The sequence below is a fragment of the Gracilibacillus halotolerans genome (assembly GCF_014206945.1).
Lineage (GTDB): Bacteria > Bacillota > Bacilli > Bacillales > Amphibacillaceae > Gracilibacillus > Gracilibacillus halotolerans.
The window spans coordinates 1-17,895 of record NZ_JACHON010000020.1; the positions used below are offsets into that span (position 1 = coordinate 1).

Annotated in this window: 15 protein-coding genes; 3 read left to right on the plus strand and 12 right to left on the minus strand. The window is 35.8% G+C overall.

Going from position 1 to position 17,895, the window contains the following annotated elements:
* The first annotated feature begins 1,103 nt into the window (after nucleotides 1–1,103).
* The 3 genes from GGQ92_RS16450 (at nucleotide 1,104) to GGQ92_RS13860 (ending at nucleotide 2,351) form a co-directional block, all read left to right on the plus strand.
* Nucleotides 1,104–1,331, plus strand: a complete 228-nt coding sequence (locus GGQ92_RS16450; protein WP_246384466.1) for a hypothetical protein — start codon at nucleotides 1,104–1,106, stop codon at nucleotides 1,329–1,331.
* Nucleotides 1,332–1,342: 11 nt separating this feature from the next.
* Nucleotides 1,343–1,831 carry an MBL fold metallo-hydrolase gene (locus GGQ92_RS16455; RefSeq protein WP_246384467.1) on the plus strand — a complete coding sequence of 163 codons (489 nt, stop codon included), beginning with the start codon at nucleotides 1,343–1,345 and terminating at the stop codon, nucleotides 1,829–1,831.
* A gap of 286 nt (nucleotides 1,832–2,117) precedes the next feature.
* Nucleotides 2,118–2,351: a hypothetical protein gene (locus GGQ92_RS13860; protein WP_184250191.1), complete on the plus strand. Its 234-nt coding sequence runs from the start codon at nucleotides 2,118–2,120 to the stop codon at nucleotides 2,349–2,351.
* Nucleotides 2,352–2,469: 118 nt separating this feature from the next.
* Here the strand turns inward: GGQ92_RS13860 and lspA are convergent, their stop codons facing one another.
* The 12 genes from lspA to GGQ92_RS13915 all read right to left on the minus strand — a co-directional run bounded on the left by lspA (nucleotide 2,470) and on the right by GGQ92_RS13915 (nucleotide 17,885).
* Nucleotides 2,470–2,925, minus strand: a complete 456-nt coding sequence (lspA, locus tag GGQ92_RS13865) for a signal peptidase II (RefSeq protein ID WP_184250194.1) — start codon at nucleotides 2,923–2,925, stop codon at nucleotides 2,470–2,472.
* A gap of 15 nt (nucleotides 2,926–2,940) precedes the next feature.
* Nucleotides 2,941–4,209: an endo-1,4-beta-xylanase gene (locus GGQ92_RS13870; protein ID WP_221437329.1), complete on the minus strand. Its 1,269-nt coding sequence runs from the start codon at nucleotides 4,207–4,209 to the stop codon at nucleotides 2,941–2,943.
* A 48-nt stretch (nucleotides 4,210–4,257) separates the two neighbouring features.
* Entirely contained in the window at nucleotides 4,258–5,874 is a 1,617-nt protein-coding gene (locus GGQ92_RS13875; protein ID WP_184250197.1) for a response regulator transcription factor, read from the minus strand.
* Between the two features lie 3 nt (nucleotides 5,875–5,877).
* Entirely contained in the window at nucleotides 5,878–7,620 is a 1,743-nt protein-coding gene (locus GGQ92_RS13880; RefSeq protein WP_184250200.1) for a sensor histidine kinase, read from the minus strand.
* A 32-nt stretch (nucleotides 7,621–7,652) separates the two neighbouring features.
* Nucleotides 7,653–9,266, minus strand: a complete 1,614-nt coding sequence (locus GGQ92_RS13885; protein ID WP_246384469.1) for an extracellular solute-binding protein — start codon at nucleotides 9,264–9,266, stop codon at nucleotides 7,653–7,655.
* Between the two features lie 188 nt (nucleotides 9,267–9,454).
* On the minus strand, nucleotides 9,455–10,399 hold the full coding sequence (locus GGQ92_RS13890; RefSeq protein ID WP_184250203.1) for a carbohydrate ABC transporter permease: 945 nt from the start codon (nucleotides 10,397–10,399) through the stop codon (nucleotides 9,455–9,457).
* A 74-nt stretch (nucleotides 10,400–10,473) separates the two neighbouring features.
* Nucleotides 10,474–11,385 (minus strand): carbohydrate ABC transporter permease, encoded by a 912-nt coding sequence (locus GGQ92_RS13895; protein ID WP_184250206.1) that lies wholly within the window; start codon nucleotides 11,383–11,385, stop codon nucleotides 10,474–10,476.
* Nucleotides 11,382–13,931, minus strand: a complete 2,550-nt coding sequence (locus tag GGQ92_RS13900) for a DUF5696 domain-containing protein (RefSeq protein ID WP_184250209.1) — start codon at nucleotides 13,929–13,931, stop codon at nucleotides 11,382–11,384. Before GGQ92_RS13900 ends, GGQ92_RS13895 begins: the two co-directional genes overlap by 4 nt.
* Before the next feature lie 18 nt (nucleotides 13,932–13,949).
* Complete coding sequence (locus GGQ92_RS16300) at nucleotides 13,950–14,576, minus strand: Yip1 family protein (RefSeq protein ID WP_221437330.1); 627 nt, start codon at nucleotides 14,574–14,576, stop codon at nucleotides 13,950–13,952.
* Nucleotides 14,577–16,031, minus strand: a complete 1,455-nt coding sequence (locus GGQ92_RS13905; protein ID WP_221437331.1) for a hypothetical protein — start codon at nucleotides 16,029–16,031, stop codon at nucleotides 14,577–14,579.
* A gap of 14 nt (nucleotides 16,032–16,045) precedes the next feature.
* Entirely contained in the window at nucleotides 16,046–16,900 is an 855-nt protein-coding gene (locus GGQ92_RS13910) for a carbohydrate ABC transporter permease (RefSeq protein ID WP_184250212.1), read from the minus strand.
* 1 nt (nucleotide 16,901) lies between these two features.
* Complete coding sequence (locus tag GGQ92_RS13915; RefSeq protein WP_184250215.1) at nucleotides 16,902–17,885, minus strand: carbohydrate ABC transporter permease; 984 nt, start codon at nucleotides 17,883–17,885, stop codon at nucleotides 16,902–16,904.
* Nucleotides 17,886–17,895: the final 10 nt, after the last annotated feature.

Below are 17,895 nucleotides of genomic sequence, written 5' to 3' on the forward strand. Positions count from 1 at the left end.
CGTGTTTGTCAAGGGCGATGGCGGTTATTTTTCTCCTTCAAAATAGATGAGAGTTTTTATTATGGGGTAGTTTTCATAGAACTTTTTACACTACCCTTTTAAAAATCCACTAAACGTAATTATATATTACAATTAGTGGTTTAAATGGAATATCATGGATGTCTTAAGTTTATTATAATCCATATTGTAAATATTGCAATAGATTACATAATTAATATTTTTCACAAAGATTTTTTACTAAATTAACTATATTAAATAAACACTCTTTAATAATGAGAAAGATTTATTCTATAAATCGATAAATATGAATCAGCTTTAATTCACTCATATTAATCATCGATAAATCTACTTTTGAAGTTGTTTGTAACTCTTATATTGCCTAATAATTTGGAATCTATTTGTTTTCTATTCATTTTTTATAGTCATAACAAACTCCTAAAAATCACCTAGTTCTATTATTATAATTCTTTATTAATTTACAATATCCTTCTTTAATTTCTAAAATTTCCCTTGTAAGTATAAATATTTAATCTAGCGCTCATTCCATTGAATACATTCAAGTAGTCAGGAATTAATCTATCTATATAAAGCAAATCATAGTAATATAGTTATACATAAAGGGTTTAACAAGGTAATATCAGTGTTTTGAAGCTTATAATAGGATTTTTTTTGACTTATGTAGAGTGTAATATTATTAGATTATATTTTATTTGGAGGTTATTTGGTTGAGGAATTACAATTACATCTCACTAGCAATGGTCTTCTTAAGTTTTATAGTCTACGGGTTTACTAGCCTAATGGAAACTAATCTCTTCTTTTCATTCGGAATAATAGTCATTTTATCTATTATTGGATTGGTTTTTGGCATACGATCTAAAGGCGGTCTAGCAATCCTATTAAATTCTTTAATTTTAATCTACTCTCTCTTCATGATGTTTATATTTCTAGTTGCATTCTCTAGGGTATAGTATGTATAGCAGAAAAACATCAACACCTATAGCCTTACTTAAAGATATGCTTCTAATGTAATTTCTCTATTATACTAATTGAGATTCGCTGAACAGGATTTACTAAACGATAGATAATTAATGAAGGAGCCAAAAATGCAAACTTTACAACAGCTTTCCGAACGATTCTTCTACCTTCCTCCCTACCAACCAACAGATCGTCCAATATTAGGTGCAGTGGTTGGCGACAAGCACACACTTCTCATAGATGCTGGAAATTCTTCTAATCATGATCATGCAAGACTTTTTAAAGAGCAATTAGCTGCTAATTCAATCAAGGGAGATTTGTTGTACTTACTCATTGGCATTGGGATCATGTTCTAGGCTTATCTGAGATGAACATCCCCTCATTTGCTAATTCGAGGACGGAAGCTAAAATAAAGCAACTTCAAAAATATTCATGGGAGGATAAAGCATTAGATGAGCGTGTTAAAGCGGGGATTGAGATTCCATTTTGTGCGGATGCGATAAAGCTAGAACTTGGAATCGAGCGAAGAGTTACTATACCAGATCCTACTATTTTGTTCGATAAGAGATTACATCTAAACCTTGAAGGGGTTACTTGTATCATTGAGCAGGTAGATAGTAATCATTCTATTGACTCCAATATTATCTATATACCTGAGGAAAAAGCACTTTTTCTAGGAGACTGTCTCAATGCAAATATGTACGCGAAAAAATGGCATTATACGAATGAAAAGATGAGCAACTTGTTAGAAAAATTGAAGGTTATAATGTTGAACATTATTTTTTATCCCATCATCCTGCTCCTTAGAGAAAGAAGAGTTCAGCGAATTTTCATCCATACTAAAGAGAAGTGCTAGATTAACGAAGATACAAAATGGAGATAGAAAAGCAATATGTACAGACATGGCAATAAATCTCCAACGTCAGTTAACTGAAGACGATTTGGAAATCATCGAATATTTTGTGAATGGGTATGTGTAATGAGAGTAGGACAGGTTTATCCATCAGCTTAAGAAATATATACCAATTTTTAATAATTCAGCATATGACCTATAATTATTGCGAATTTTAGGCGATTACCCAAGAACATTCACCCAAAATGCATATGCTTTATTAAATTGGGAATTGGAGGATGATTGTTTAATGTTTAATAACAGAAATTATTCAGATTTTGAGTTAAACGCTACTGAAAATGGATTTGCAAGACAACCGTGGTTTGGAGGTCCTGGCTTTGGTGGGCCTTGGTTCGGATTCGGCTACCCACATCACCATTATCACCATCCACACCACCATCATCACCCGCATCACCATCACCACCCGCATCACCATCCTTTCCACCATCATCATCACAATCCATACCACCATCACCATTATTAAGATTGGTATGAGTATAAATAAAGGTATAGGTAGGTTGGTATCCTAAATAGATGAGTATGTAAAAGGCTGATTACTAGTGTAGTCAGCCTTAAATAAAATTATCACGATCCTATTAGATTTAAAATCCGATAATAATGGAATCAAGCAAAATAAGAAGCATTCCAAAAATAATCGCATAATCTGCAATATTAAAGATTCCTTTAATGAAGTGAAATTGAATAAAATCTGTCACTTGATTGAATAATGTACGATCAATCGCGTTACCTATTGCACCACCTACAAATAACCCCATCCCTATTTCTATTAATCTACCACTCACTTCTCCAGTCTCAAGTATATAAATGCATACAAACAAAATGAGAATAGCTAATGGCACAAATAAACGACCGTATCCTTTAAATATCCCAAAGGCTGCACCACTATTTTGATAATGATTTAATTTCAATACCCCTGGCCATATTACTTTCTTCCCGCGAACCTTCAAAGTGGCACGTATCCAATATTTCGATATTTGATCCACTATAATGATGATAACTGTAATAAGATAGAATAATATAAAAATCACACTTTCCATTAGAAGCTACTAGTCTTAGTAGCTCCTCCTTTGTCGTTTCCATAGATAAAATAGATAAACAGTTCCCGCTATCAACAAAGCACTTCCTAACAAAATATAATAATATTGATTTGTTGCTGTAGCAGGTAACATTTTCTCCTCGTAATGTTCTGTAATGGCATAATATCCGCTTTTTGCTTGAAATTCATGATCAAAAACAAATGGTGCATTGACCCTTCCTTGTGTAGGAAAATCATGAAGCCACGTATGATCATCCGCAATTCCCCAGAATACCACACTACTTACCGAATCCGATATTTCTCTTAGTGCTTTAAACAAATCTTGATAACGTTTCGCTTGTGTCTCTAATATACCATCAGGAATATTATCGTAGCTTCCATAGCTTGCTTGTGTATCAGATATATAAATACTCATATCGAGTTCTGTAATTTGATTATCCAATCCTAAACTTGCCATTTTCTCAATGGAGTCTACCAATAAAGGTACAGGAGGATGAGTAATAGACATATGTCCTTGATGTCCAATACCATCAATAGGTATACCAGCATCGATCATCTCTTTAGCCATTTCATAAATTAAATCTCGTTTTTGAATGTTCTGAGTCTCATAGTCATTATAGTAAAGTTTACCTGTTGCACCTTGTTTCTCAAGCTCATCTGCCGTAATTCGAAAGGCTTCATGAATATAATCCGTATCTGTCATAATGTAATAATCACTCTGACGATAGCCATAACCTTCAATCGCTTCATTCACAACATCCCACGAGTCAATATCATGCGCATAACGACTAACTACTTCACGGATATGTGTTTCCATTCGATCTAATAATAGTTGTCGATTTGTTTCATAATTATCTGGATCTGCTACTTCTCCGTCGACTACCATTGGTTTACCTTCCGCATCTTGAAAGAACCAGTCCGGTGTCTGACTATGCCAAACAAGCGTGTGAAAGCGTACATCCATATCATGCTCTTTTGCAAATTCTATCATTGCATCCGCTTGATCAAATTTAAATTCACCTTCAACTGGTTGAATACCTTCTGGCTTCATAATATTCTCAGCAACGATCATATTATAATGCTTCTTAAGTAAATCAGAATGTGGGCCCATTAGCTGATATGGAGCGATAGATGCACCGATATGAAAATGATCAGCATATGCATCTTTAAGTGCTGGCAAGTCTTCTACAACTTTCGAATCTTTTGCTGTGAGTACGGTGAACCCGAAACAAGTTAAAAAAACAAAACAAACAACAACCATACGGATTAACTTTTTCTTCGTCATAAACAGCCTCCAAGATTAAGATATGAAACTTTGCATTTCACAGACGAACTAAACTAATTTACTCAGACTATCTCGATATTCTTTCGGTGTCATACCAGTCATCTTTTTAAAAAATCGGGTGAAGGAATGTGCGGTGTGATAGCCTACCTTTTCACTAACTTCACGTACCTTTAAATCACTTTTACTTAAGAGTTCACGTGCCATTCTAATTCTACATCGATCTATATACTCCGATACATTAACCCCTTGCTCTTGTTTAAAAAAATGAGAGAGATACGAAGGATTAAAATAATGAATCTCTGCTAAGCGCACTAAGGACAAATCTTCATCTAAATGATTTTCAATATAGTGACAAATTCGCTCAATGACTTTTGAGGCTCTATCTTGACCATCTGCCTTTTTTAAAGAAAATAATTGATGAGCAACTCTTTCTAAATAGTTAAAACTACTTTTTAGAGAAGCATGTTCGTCGATTTTTAGTATTTTCTCCATCTCTTCTATCCGAGTTTGTAATTGATTTTGGCTTATATCAATATAAAGAACAAGTGCGACAGAATAATAGGTTTTTGTCATTTGCTGATAGCTTTCTTTTTTGACAGATTGAACGAGTTCATAAAACTCTTCAAAAAATTCCTCTTTTCGATTCGCTGATAAATGTGCCGTCAATAAATCCATCTTTGGTATTGGATTAATACTTTCTAATGTTTCTGCTTGATGGGGTTGTTCTTTTATAATACTAGGATATTGAGTATCCAACTTGAGCTGTTGTAATTGGCGTAAATATTCATATTTTCTTGCCACAGATTCCCAGTCAACAGGTCCATGACTGATCGTAAATTGAATCGTTAAATCTAATAACTGCAAACAATCATCCTGTATCATTTCTAAATTTCCCTCTAAAAAGTCCAACAGATGTTGAGGTGTGAATGGCTTATCTTCAATCGTTTGTATAAACCAAACGAGATCTCCAAAACGATCCACAATACAGACAGATTTTACTTGTCCGAAAAATTGCTGGTCCCAGTATGTACGGACATAATTCGATATATCTGTTCGCTCTGTATAGGTTTTATTCTTTGGGTACGTTAAATTTCCAATAACTAAATAAACATGCTCCGTAGTTTTTAAAGGTATATTTAAATTCCGAAATTCATTTGTAAGGTTTTCAAGGTCGTTCTCATTCACACTGCTTTTTTGGATAACATGTCTCATAAAATCACTCTGAGCCATGAGTTGATACGCGTGTTTTTCTTGATCTGTTAATTCAGGTAATTGATTCTTCAAGGATGATTCCTTCAACTCTATAATAATCTCTTTTACTGTTTCTACAACCTTGTCATACCCTTCCGTCTTTAATAAATATTTAACATCGTTCATTTGAATCGCTTGATAAACATAATCAAAGTAGTCATAACCGGTCAAAAAAATTACTCGACAATGTGGCCACAGCGCTTGCACGCGTTCAATTAATTCTAAACCTGACAAACCAGGCATAGAAATATCGGTGAGAATAATATCAATCCTCGTTCGTGCCATCCAATCAAGTGCTTCTTTACCAGAGTATGCTTTGTAAACATCTAACTGTTCCGGCATCAAGCGACTGAAAACGTCATAAAGTCCATCTGTAATAAGCTCCTCATCATCCACAATAAGTAAACGATACATGTTTTATAAGTCCTCCTTTAGCACAAGTCGAACGTTTACTTTCAATCCTCCGAGTTCACTTTTAGCTAAATAGATGCCGCTGCCTTCAGCAAAGGTGAGGACAATACGGCGATGTATATTAATTAATCCCGTTATTTCTTGTGATTTTGTAGGATTTTTAACTCGATCTTCTAGCTTTCTTATTTCTACATCTGTAAGTTTTTCACCATTATCCTCGACTATAATTTCTGCTTCATTTTTTTTGCTCACAAATGACACTCTTAATAGGCCTGCTTCTGTCTTATCTTCCAAACTATACTTGTAAGCATTTTCAATGATTGGTTGCACAAATAATTTCGGCACTTTAATTGGTGTTAATTCTTCTGGCAATTCCTCAAATTCAATTTTGATCCGGCGGGAAAACCTCATGTTTTGGATATCTGTATACATACGTGCATGCCTAATTTCATTTTTTAAGTCGATGACATTGTCTCCATTGCGAGTAATAAATTTATAGTATTCCCCTAGCATTTGGGTAAAACGTTCAAGCCGTGGGATATCCTCTGTTTGCGCTAATGAGTTTAAAATAAAAAAACTGTTGTATAAAAAGTGAGGATTAATCTGTGACTGTAATTGTTTTAGTTCTGCTTTCTGTACCATTAACGTTTGTTTATAATTTCGATCAATTAATGCTCTTAGCCTTCTAATCATCTTATTAAATCGATTATATAGATAACCAAATTCACCTTTATTGTTATGTTCAATCGGTTGATCTAAGTCTCCTTTTTCAACTCGTCTAAATGCATCCACTAAAACCAATAAAGGTCGATGAACAAGTCGATATGTGCTATACGCATAGACAATAATCGCAAAAATGACGAATACACCAAATAACCAGACCCAATTCTTAAAAAAACCTAATGGACGTTCGACCTCTTCTTCAGGTAGATAACTAATAACCGTTAAGTTACGCTCTTCATCGTTTGCTTGACTAAATTGGTATTCTTCATCACCAATCGTTAGCATTCGTTTGTTACTATCGCCTTCATTATCCAATGTATCTAAATATGGTAACAATATTTCTTCAGAAGCGTCTGTCGATTGCCATAATAAGTCCTGTTCTTCTGACATTAGAAAAAAACCATTATTTTCGTATAAATTAATCGAATCTAGTGAGCTTTCTAACTTCGCTTTATCTAGTACTATTTCGACATAAAAGTAAGGTTGCCCATCCAAGTCTCTGCTCATACTTTCAACGATTAACATTAAGGAATCGTCTACCACATTAATAAAATAGTAATCTTCTTTCGTTTTTGGATAAATCGATTGATAATATTCAGAATCATAACTCTGTACATCGCCTATAGCTGAAACAGATAAATCTATCGTTTGAATATGAATAGAAATATCATCAATGTAGGCACTTGTACTTTTAATTGCCATTAAACGATCGATAAGATATTGCATACTCTCTTTTTTCTCCACGTTATTCATAATCTGCCAAGTTAAAGCTACTGTCTGTAATTCATTATCTTGTAATAAATTATACTGTTGCGTTTCCATCCATATAAATTCCCGGTTTAAATTCTCTAAATAGACCTTTAGTTGATTTTCCGTATGTCGGGAAATTTCTTCACTTGCGTAATTATAACTCCATATATAAAGATATATTCCCAAGATAATAATAGGAAGAATAACGATATGATACATCGTTAGCAAGCGAGTAAACAAATGTTTTCTAAATGATCGATACGTTCCTCCTACCATCGTGTCTGCACCTCAATTTTGCCAAATATATTCTATCTTTCTTGATGTTCACGGTAAATATTGTTGATTTCTTCCGTCATCTGATTACCGCCAATCTCTTGCCAGTCTTGAACATAACTATCAAAATCATTAATTGGATTTCCTAGTATGATGTTCTGGTAATAATCCAGCTGGCGATTCATCAAGATATTATCCAATTCCATCATCGTTTCCGTTGGTGGTGATATAAATTTATCAAATAGGATCTGATCATTTTTTAAGAATTGGTCTAGAATAGAATAGGCCCCATCTGAATCGTATGTTTTCAACCAACCCCAACCAATACGTTCTCCTTCTTGAAGATACGCGGTAATTCTTTCATGAATTGCTTTTGCTTCTCCATGTAGCGTACTATCGTCGCCTCTTTGCCTCGCATATTCTAAATCTCGGTACGCTTCTAGATTTTTTAGCACTGGGTAGGGTGTCACAGGTGAAAACTGCCAAGCCGGAAATGGTGTACTATAATACTGCTCGTAATCAGCAGTCTCTCCCCAATTCTTTTCTAAATGTAAATTATTTAACTTTACAAGAGCTTCAGGATATTCGTAATCGGCACGAACTACCCAAAAGTGATCCACTTGGTGACTGATTGGCATCTGAGGTGGTTGATCTGTTGCCGAAACAATGGGGTAAGCCTGCCAATCTGCATTTGAAGCTGAATTTAAACTATCTTCCACCCAGAAGGAAGCCCATTGCTCTCCGAATACCAAGCCGATTTCACCATTCTTCACTTGCTCTTTAATTTTATTACCATCTTTAAACATGAATTCACTATCAATTTGTCCATCCTTATACATTTCTTGCAACACACTTAGTGCTTCTTTCACTTCCGGTTGTATACCACCATACACTAATTGACCGTCATCCCTTTCTAACCAGATGGTGGGATAAGCTTCAAAACCAGCCATAAACCCTGTTAGTCCCCCAACGTTATTCCACAAATAATTGGTTACAGCTAATCCATACGTATCATCCTCGCCATTTTGGTCTGGGTCATTATGTGTAAACGCTTTCGAAATTGCTAATAAATCATCCATTGTTTGAGGCGGATCTAACTGTAAGTTTTCTAACCAATCGTTACGAATCCATATGTACTGCATCGTATCTAAATCAGAGATTACCTCTGGAATACCCATTAACTGATCATCAATCATGGCAGCTTCAAATGGATCAATACTTTCTTGGCTCATCACATATTTGGTAAAAGGCGTTGCATACGATTCAAAAATTTCGGTTAAATCCTGTATTAACCCAGCCTTCGCTAATTGTCTCATTTGAACAGCGTCTACTTTTAAAACATCTGGTAATTTACCAAATGCAATTTCATTGGATAAACGTTGATAATAGAATGGACTTTCTACAATCCAGTCATAATGAATATCAATTCCTAATACATCTTTATAAAGCTCGGTCCAGCGATTTTCTCTTAACGTCTCACCAGGAAACTGCTCTTCCAAACCTCGTAAATTGTCACTCATTTCACCAACCATTGTTAAAGTAATTGGCTCCTCATAGCGATCTAATCCTTTATGTTGATACACTTTTTCTTGAGGAGTATCTACATCTCCTGGCTCTTTATCGTTTATTTCTTCTGCCTGACAAGCCATTAGGGAGAATCCTAAAAAACATACGAGTAGCGATGTTTTCATCTTCATTTCTAAACCGTACGCCTCCCTTGGAAATAATCCTAACTAGAGTGTAAAAAGAATAACACTTCTATCATTATAACAAATGATGAAGAAGTGCAATCCTTTATTTTATCTCTCGCTATTTTTCTTTATGCTATTTAGACAGATTAACCAACAATTCCTGTTCTATTAACACTTTCAACGAAATGACGTTGAACAAGTAAATAAAGTAGAATCAATGGTAACATCGCTAACAAAATACCCGTATCTTGCACCATGCTTAAGTAGAATGGGTCAACACTTGATGTGGATCCCTCTAAATAAATGGCTAAATTATGAGGCAAGGATGATAGTTGAGTAGACATGACATCTGCTGAAGTCAAATACGTTGTTGTATAAAAACTGTCATTCCATTGCCAAACAAAGGAAAATAACATCACTGTAACAATGGCTGGTTTAGCATTTGGTAACATGATTCGGAAAAATGTTTTTCCAATACTCGCACCGTCAATGTACGCAGCTTCTTCAATTGCCTTTGGAATACCTCTAAAAAACTGATTGAAAATAAAGATATATAGACCTGCTTTTAATGAGTTGGCTGTAATCGATGTCAAAATAAATGGCCAATAGGAATCTAGCAGGTTGACCGTGTCACCTGTCAATAAAGGAATAATGCCTCCTAAACTAAAATCTCGTAAATTCATATACATCGGAATTAAGATAGTCGTAGGTGGGACTAAAATGGTCAAGATAACCCCAGCAAATAATATTTTACTTCCTTTAAATTTCAGTCGGGCGAAGGCATAACCTGCCAACGCACAGGATGCCGTTGTAAGAATCGTCGTTACTGTTGCTAACACGGTTGTATTAAAAAGTGTATCCCAGTAATTCATAATCGACATCGCACTTTTAAAATTTTCTAAAGTGAAGTTCTCGGGTATCCAAATGACGATAGGTGAGTATAAATCACTCTGGTGTTTTATAGCTGTTGAAATCTTTTGTAAAATAGGATAAAGAATCACAAATGATAAACCCGCCATGAGAATAAATCGGACAAACGACCAACTCCAACGTTTCACTTTATCAAACGTGATATATTTTGATATCGTCAATGAACTCATCCTTTTCATTGGATTTTAAATCTACTAATCATTAAATACCTCTACTTCTATTTCTTGATATACGGTTATTCTTGGTAGAATACTTTTTTAGAAATAATATAGGAGCTTACACCTAATATCAGCATAATGGATATAATGTATATCCATGCCATCGCTGAACTTAACCCAAAATTAAATGCATCAAAGCCTGTTTCCAAAATTAAATCTGTTACTGGACTTCTAGCGAAAGAATCAATGATTGTATAAACTAAGTTCACAAGAATAAGAGGGCTAACCATTGGTAACGTAATTTTCCAGAAGGCTTCATATCCTGTCGCACCTTCCATTTTTGCTGCTTCATAGACCGAGTAAGAAATCGTTTGGATACCTGCTAAGAAAATTAAGATTTGCACACCTGATAGACTAACAATTTCATAGATTCGTGCAACAGACCCCGTTAAATACTCGACAATGATTGGATAAACTCCCGCACCTAGCATTATTCTCTCTAATTCAAAAGCTCGTAATCCCCCAGATTCTCCACCTGTCGCTTGCTGCTGATTAATAGCTTGCACAAGACTCTCCGCCTCTAGGCTAATAATGACCCCAGATGCTAGAATAACAGGGAGAAAGAAGATAGACCGGGCCAATGATCTTCCAAGAAACTGCTGATTTAAGATGACTGCTACAAACAAACTAAAAATTAAAATGAGTGGCACATCGATGACAATATCCATAATGGATTCTAGTAGCTGTCGGTTAAAGTTTGGGTTTACAAGAAGCGCTTCTACATAATTAGATAGCCCTACGAAAGTTGTTTGAATACCTGATGAACTTGCTTCTACTTTGCTAAAACTATAACGGAAAGACGTTATCAATGGAGCTAAGAAAAACAATAGAAAACCTAACAACCATGGCGAAACAAATAAGAACCCCCAGAGCGCTTTTTGCCCTTCGTATGACCGCAGTGACTTCGTTAATTTCCCCATGACCTTCATCTATCTCCACCACCCGTTAAGTAACCTTGAGGTTCAATCGTTTGACCATTGATAGTGACTGGCTCAAGCCCGTAATTGACAATCACATAAACACCGTTATCATAAATAGTTTGATAGACATTTTCCTCAATACTTTCATGGGAGCGAATGGTTTCACCTTCCACTTGCTTCAACACTTCATTCACTTCATGGTAGATTTCTACTGCTCGTTCCATCCATCGTTCATAATTGACGGCATATAAATGGTCAAAGTTCGTATTTTTCAGTTCATCATTCGATTCATAAATCCATTGAAAGTTAATATTCGAGCCATACTCGAGAGCATTTAAAATATAATCTTGGTCATTTAAATAAGTGGATAAGTTAAAAGGAGCTGTCGCATAATCAACATAACCACGTAAAACCATTTGATAAAAAGGAATAGCTTCATCTTGAATCTTGAATCCTGTATGTCCTAGTGGAACATTGATAACGTCTGTGAGATACGCTAAGGAATACATATTTCCACCATGAGCCATTAATTCTAAGTTTTGCTCGCGAAGTGATTCTAATGCTTGAACCGATACCTCTTCTGATTCGAATCGATCAATTTGTTCATTTCTTCTAAAATCACTATTCAAGACATCCGCTAAGTCTCGTAATGTAATACCAGTTGTATTAAGTGGAACGAAATCTTCTATAAACTGCTGAGTATAGTCCTCTACAAATCGTGGTGATAACGAATATTGTGGATCTTTTGATCGATCTCTTCTATCTAATGCCCGATTGACTGGATACGTCGTCGTAGGTAAATTGGTTAGAGTTCTTGATGCCTCTGTTCTTGCCTTAAATCCTGAATCATTATGCACTTGTAATAAAGCTGTTTCTGGATAAACACGGATTCCTCGCTCATCGGCATATTCAATGAAATTTTCAAAATCATTTTTCCCACCTAGAGCTCGATCTACTTTTATCTCAGATGGAACGCGATGATTCATCCCTTTATTAAACCATCCAATATAATTTACTTTGAGATGATTCACTTCATGCTCCATCAGTTGATTGAGGATTTCCTCGGCTTGTTCAAACGTCGTTAATGGTTGTATTGATTGATATGGGACCCCTGCAAAATGTTGTTGCTTATTAATACTACCTATTAATTGAACATAGAATGGGATATCTTCAGACTGACGTGTAAGGTGATTATCTCGTAGTAAGCCTTTTTCTACTAAGTATTGTTGATAGTAATGTGCCATACCACTGTAATTAGCCGATTCATCCGTTAAAAAGACGTACCTCACCGCAAAATCTGATTTCATTTTTTCTTCTTGGAATCGAGGTAAAGATCGTTCTTGATCTTCTGCCTGCAAAGAAACGTCATCTTTATTAATCAAGGTAAAGCTTGGATAAACGAAATTATAACTGTTTAGTCGGCCACTTACATCGGCACTTATCGTTGCACTAGCCGCACCTTCCTCGATTATCCCTAACATTGCTGAATCTTCTTTTATCAGACCAAACACGGGGAGTCGGATTATTTCATTCGTTCGCACATCATCATTTTGAAGTAGAGCCAAATCTTGACCATATACCGACTGTTGATAGGAAGGAACATTTGTCTTCCCATTATTAAAATGGATTAACGCGCCTGCCCCATCTGGAACAAATATAGATCCTTCTTCTTCTGTCCCAGCCGCTCCAAAGAATCGTAAGAATGAAATATTATGAACGGGAAAATCTGTAGAGTAATAGATTTCTTTTGTAGGGACGGTCACTAGTAAACTATCATCTTCTAACTTATATTCTACCGTTGCGACAAATACACGGTTCTCTTCATTCTCCTGAGTAAAATTTAATTCCTGCATGTCACGTTCAAGATCTTCCTCTGTATAACCAGCATCTTCAAATGCTTGAAACGCACGCTCTAACTGCATTCCTGTTAATGCACCGTCATTTCTTTCGTAAATACCTGTTTCTGCATTCTCTCGATAGGCAATAATTAGTGCTCGTTGCCCTGTTCCGTCCAGACGGCTAGATAATTCTTCAAAGCGCTCGGGACTTAACATAAGTGGAAGATCTGCTGCTGAGGCTTGAGTTGTTCCAAACTGATAATGTACTTTTACTCCATCTTCTATTGCTTCGATATTAAATTGTTCATAAGCTATACTATCCGAATAGGAGTTCATATTACTCATTTGTCCAAAGTTATTATAGAAACTAAGGTGCAATTGTGAAGATAGAATATCACTATTAACACCAGATGCAATTGGATCCTGATCTCGATCTGGCGGGTTACTGTACCAAATTTCATCATTTTCCGTATTAATGACGGCAATATCCGCTGTTTCTTGATCGACAAATAATTGCAAAAAATCATTCTCGGCAATTCCTATCATTCCTTCTAATCGACGATCAACAAAGGCTGCTTGTAGAGGTTTTTCCTGCTTTACTTCTATTTCTGAAACATCTTCTTCTACATTATCCGCCGTACTCGATTGGGAACAGCCTGATACTAGAATCGTCACTAGAAACAAAGCAAGTAGGCTTTTTATCATGACTTTGTTCATTTTTTGACCCTCCCCCCATTAGTACCTTAAGACGAACTCTCGGTAAATTGTTATTAAAAAGGAACTTATTTGTTGAATCAAACTAAAAAACAATAGACTTAGGAAGGCGAGAAAACCCATGGCTATAATAATAAAAAATATGGTTACGGTCGTTTTTGCCGGTGTATACTGATGCACCGTCATTGTCCCAACATAGATGAGGAAAACAAACCATATTACAGCAAAACTTTGTGATAAATAATAGAACATCGCTTCTTGATGAGAAAGGAAATTACTGAGAAATACCCATGGTAGATTAATTACTACGAGTGGGATTAATGCAAAGCATGTTGCGATAAAAATCTCTACAAACTTTCCTTCCCCATCCATCAATGTGGTTAATGACCAATTGGCAATACACCAGAATAGGAGCGGAACAACGACATAAACAATTTCCATGATGCTATTCATTTCATCTGGATTATAAATGTTGACGACAAAACCAGCGTATTGTGTACTTAAGATATTCGTAATGATAAAGGCAATTAAAATAATGAAAGATATGATTAGATTTTCTTTTCGATTTAATTCATACTTTAATTCCCAAAAGCCTTGAAAAGGACGAACCATTAGTTGAAAAGGGTTTTTTATCATCTCTTTTTGCAATTAAAACACCCTCTTTCTTTTTGACTTTTTCCGATAAACAGAAAAACCAACCGATAAGGCAATGACAGTGAATATAATTCCCATCATTAAGGAGAAGTTTTCTCTTAACACTTCATTTCGATATAATAAGTAAGCTTTAGAATAATTCGCTTGATCAAGGCTCTGTTCAAAGTTGTACATTGCTTCCTCAAATTGATCTTGTCGTAAAAGGGCTTTTCCAATACCCGTATAAGCAAATTCTAAGTTTATATTCATGTTGACGATTTCTTCGAACAATGCTTGTGCTCTGTCTTCATCCCCTTGCTCATAGCTTCGAACTGCCTCATCGATCGTATGGCCATAGGCGGAGGAATGAAACACTGTAATTTCACCTAGTTCTTGGTCTAAAACGAGGAAGTAGTCCTCAAAACGTTCAATGGCAATCGGTGTATGAAATTCACCCATCTTATTTCCTAAATTTCCGAAGACATACATGAGAAATCCATCATTGTTATACGTGAAAATTCTACCTCTTCTTGAATCTAATACAGAATAAATCCCGTGATCGGCTACAGCGATATCTATTAGTCTCGACGGACCACGACTTCTATCGTAATCTATATCGCCAACTGGATTAAAATAGCCTTCTCTTCGTAAAATATCATCGCCTCTAGCATTGATTTTTTTAATGACATCATCTGAATCATCAATATTAGTTGCGTAAATAAAACCATCCTCATCTAAATCCAGACTCGTAAACTCTGTCGGAACGAACATCACCATTTGACTTCTCTGTTCACGTGTTGCAAACCGGCGCCACAAGTAATCAATCGAATCAACTTGCACTCTGTTCGCACCAATAAACGTCGTAAAGTAGCCATCTACCGAAAACTCCATAAATCCATCAAATACACCTTCAGACAGTACGAACGTTCTTCCCGCATCATCTACGGCTACTTTTTTCGGACGAAAAGAAAAAGTACTCGTTAACATTTCTGATTCTGGCTCATCTATTATCTTTACTAATTCTTGATTTTCATCTAAATGAACCACTCGATTATTACCTGTATCCGCGATGTAAATGTGATTTTCACTCGTTACATAGACACCCTCTGGGCTAGAAAATGATCCTTGTGCTCCTTCGCCTGAAAAAGAGTCAATGGTGTCCTTGTATTCAAATAACTCATCTAAAATAACAATGCGGTTATTACCTGTATCTGCAATATAAATCTCGTTTTCATCGGAAACATGCATGTCACTAGGTGTGTTCAAGTTATCAATTCCTAGTTGACTTCCATTGATAATCATCGTAGGTAAGAACGCAGGTGGAGCAGGTACAGCTTCCTCCCAGAATGAATAGTTGTAAGACGTATGATTATCACTTGCTTGCACAGGTGCTACTTCTATACAAAATGTCGAAAATATAACCAAAGCAACAAGAAGGGATAGACAGACTTTTCTTAATCTTTTTAACATGAGTGAACCCCCTTCTAATCCTTCATACCTGAACTGGACATTGTTTCAATTACTTTACTTTGTGAAAGTATAAATAAGATAATTGGAACGCTCATGAGAATAAGAGCAACGGCAGCTCCAACTCCAGCACGAGCAATACCAGCTTCCGTAATTTGCTCTAACGCATAATTTAACGTTTTTAACTCTTCACTATAAATAAAGTTTCCACCTGTTGTTCCCCATAAGATCGGGAATTGCAAAATAAGTAAGGTTAACCATGCAGGCTTTACGTTTGGCATCACTATTTTCCAAAAGATACGAAATTCGCTCGCACCATCAATTTTAGCCGCTTCGAGCATCGCATCTGGTAGTTGTTCCATAAACTGTTTCATTAAGAACAATCCTAATGGAAAAGCCATTGCTGGAATAATTAATGATAAATACGTATCAATCCAGCCTAAGCCTGACATTACTAAGTAGTTTGGAATCGCCGTTACATGTGGCGAGAACATTAATGCAAGGATAACGATTTGAAAGATCACTTTGGAACCTGGAAACTTATATTTTGCTAATGGATAAGCAGCCATGGAGGCAAATATAATATGTCCTCCTGTACCAAAAATGGTAATAATAAATGTATTAAAGAAATACCGAGAAATTGGAACCCATGAATCACCCATTACCGCAACCAAATCATAAAAGTTATCTAAGGTTGGATTTCGAACAAAAAAACGTGGTGGGAAAATAAAGAGCTCATCTAATGGTTTAAAGGCATTATTGATGGCATAAACGAGTGGTATTGCCATAAACAGACCGACCATTGCTAAAAATAAGAATAATAGAATCGTAATCGGCATCGAACGGTTAAGCTGTTTATTAAAGAAACGCATGTTATGTTCCCACCTTTCTTAGTAATTTTTGAACAACCATGTTCGTACCAACCATTAGTAAGAATAAAACCGTAGCAATGGCAGATGCATAGCCCATTTCAAATCGAATCGTACCGTAATCCATCAAGTGGGTAACTACTGTATGTGCTGCGTAATTCACACTCGGAAATCCAGCTAGTGCAATAGAGATATCTGCAACGGCAAAGGATTGCGTAATTTGCATGACCGCACCGAATAATAATTGTGGCTTCATCGATGGTAGGGTAATATACCAAAGCTCTTGCCATCTGTTCCGAATACCATCAATCGCTCCTGCTTCAATTAAGGACTTATCAAGAGTTTGAAGTCCCGCAATAAAGGCAAGAAAACTAGTTCCTAAGCTTAACCACAATTGAACTAATATCACTACTCCTAACACATACTGTTCATCTCTTAACCATTGAATCGGTTCTAATATAATCCCTAATTCCATCAAGATACCGTTCAGATAACCGTACGTATCACCAGAGAAAATAATTAGCCAAATAAAGAACACGTTACCTGCAATCGATGGTGCATAAAAGATAACCGTCATAAAAGCTCTAATCTTCGGTGATAACTCATTAATAATCCAAGCGAAAATAAAACACGCGATATAACTCACTGGTCCAGTAATAGCTGCAAACAGTAGCGTATTTCTTAATGCTGTCATAAAAACATCATCACCTAGAAACAATCTAGAATAGTTATCCCATCCAACGAATTGTGGCATTTCTAACATGTTAAAGGAGAAAAAGCTTAAAACAAACGAAGCAACGACTGGTACAATCGTAAACAAAAAGAAAATAATCATAAACGGCAGCATCAACAAGTAATAATGCCTAGCTTTTTTCATATCTCGTTTTAAACGTTGCCATTTATCTTTCCTTTTTGATTGCTTTCTTGTTGCTTCCTTGATCGGATAGACAATGTCATCTATAGGCTGTTCCATTGATTTTGCTTTCATCTACCACACC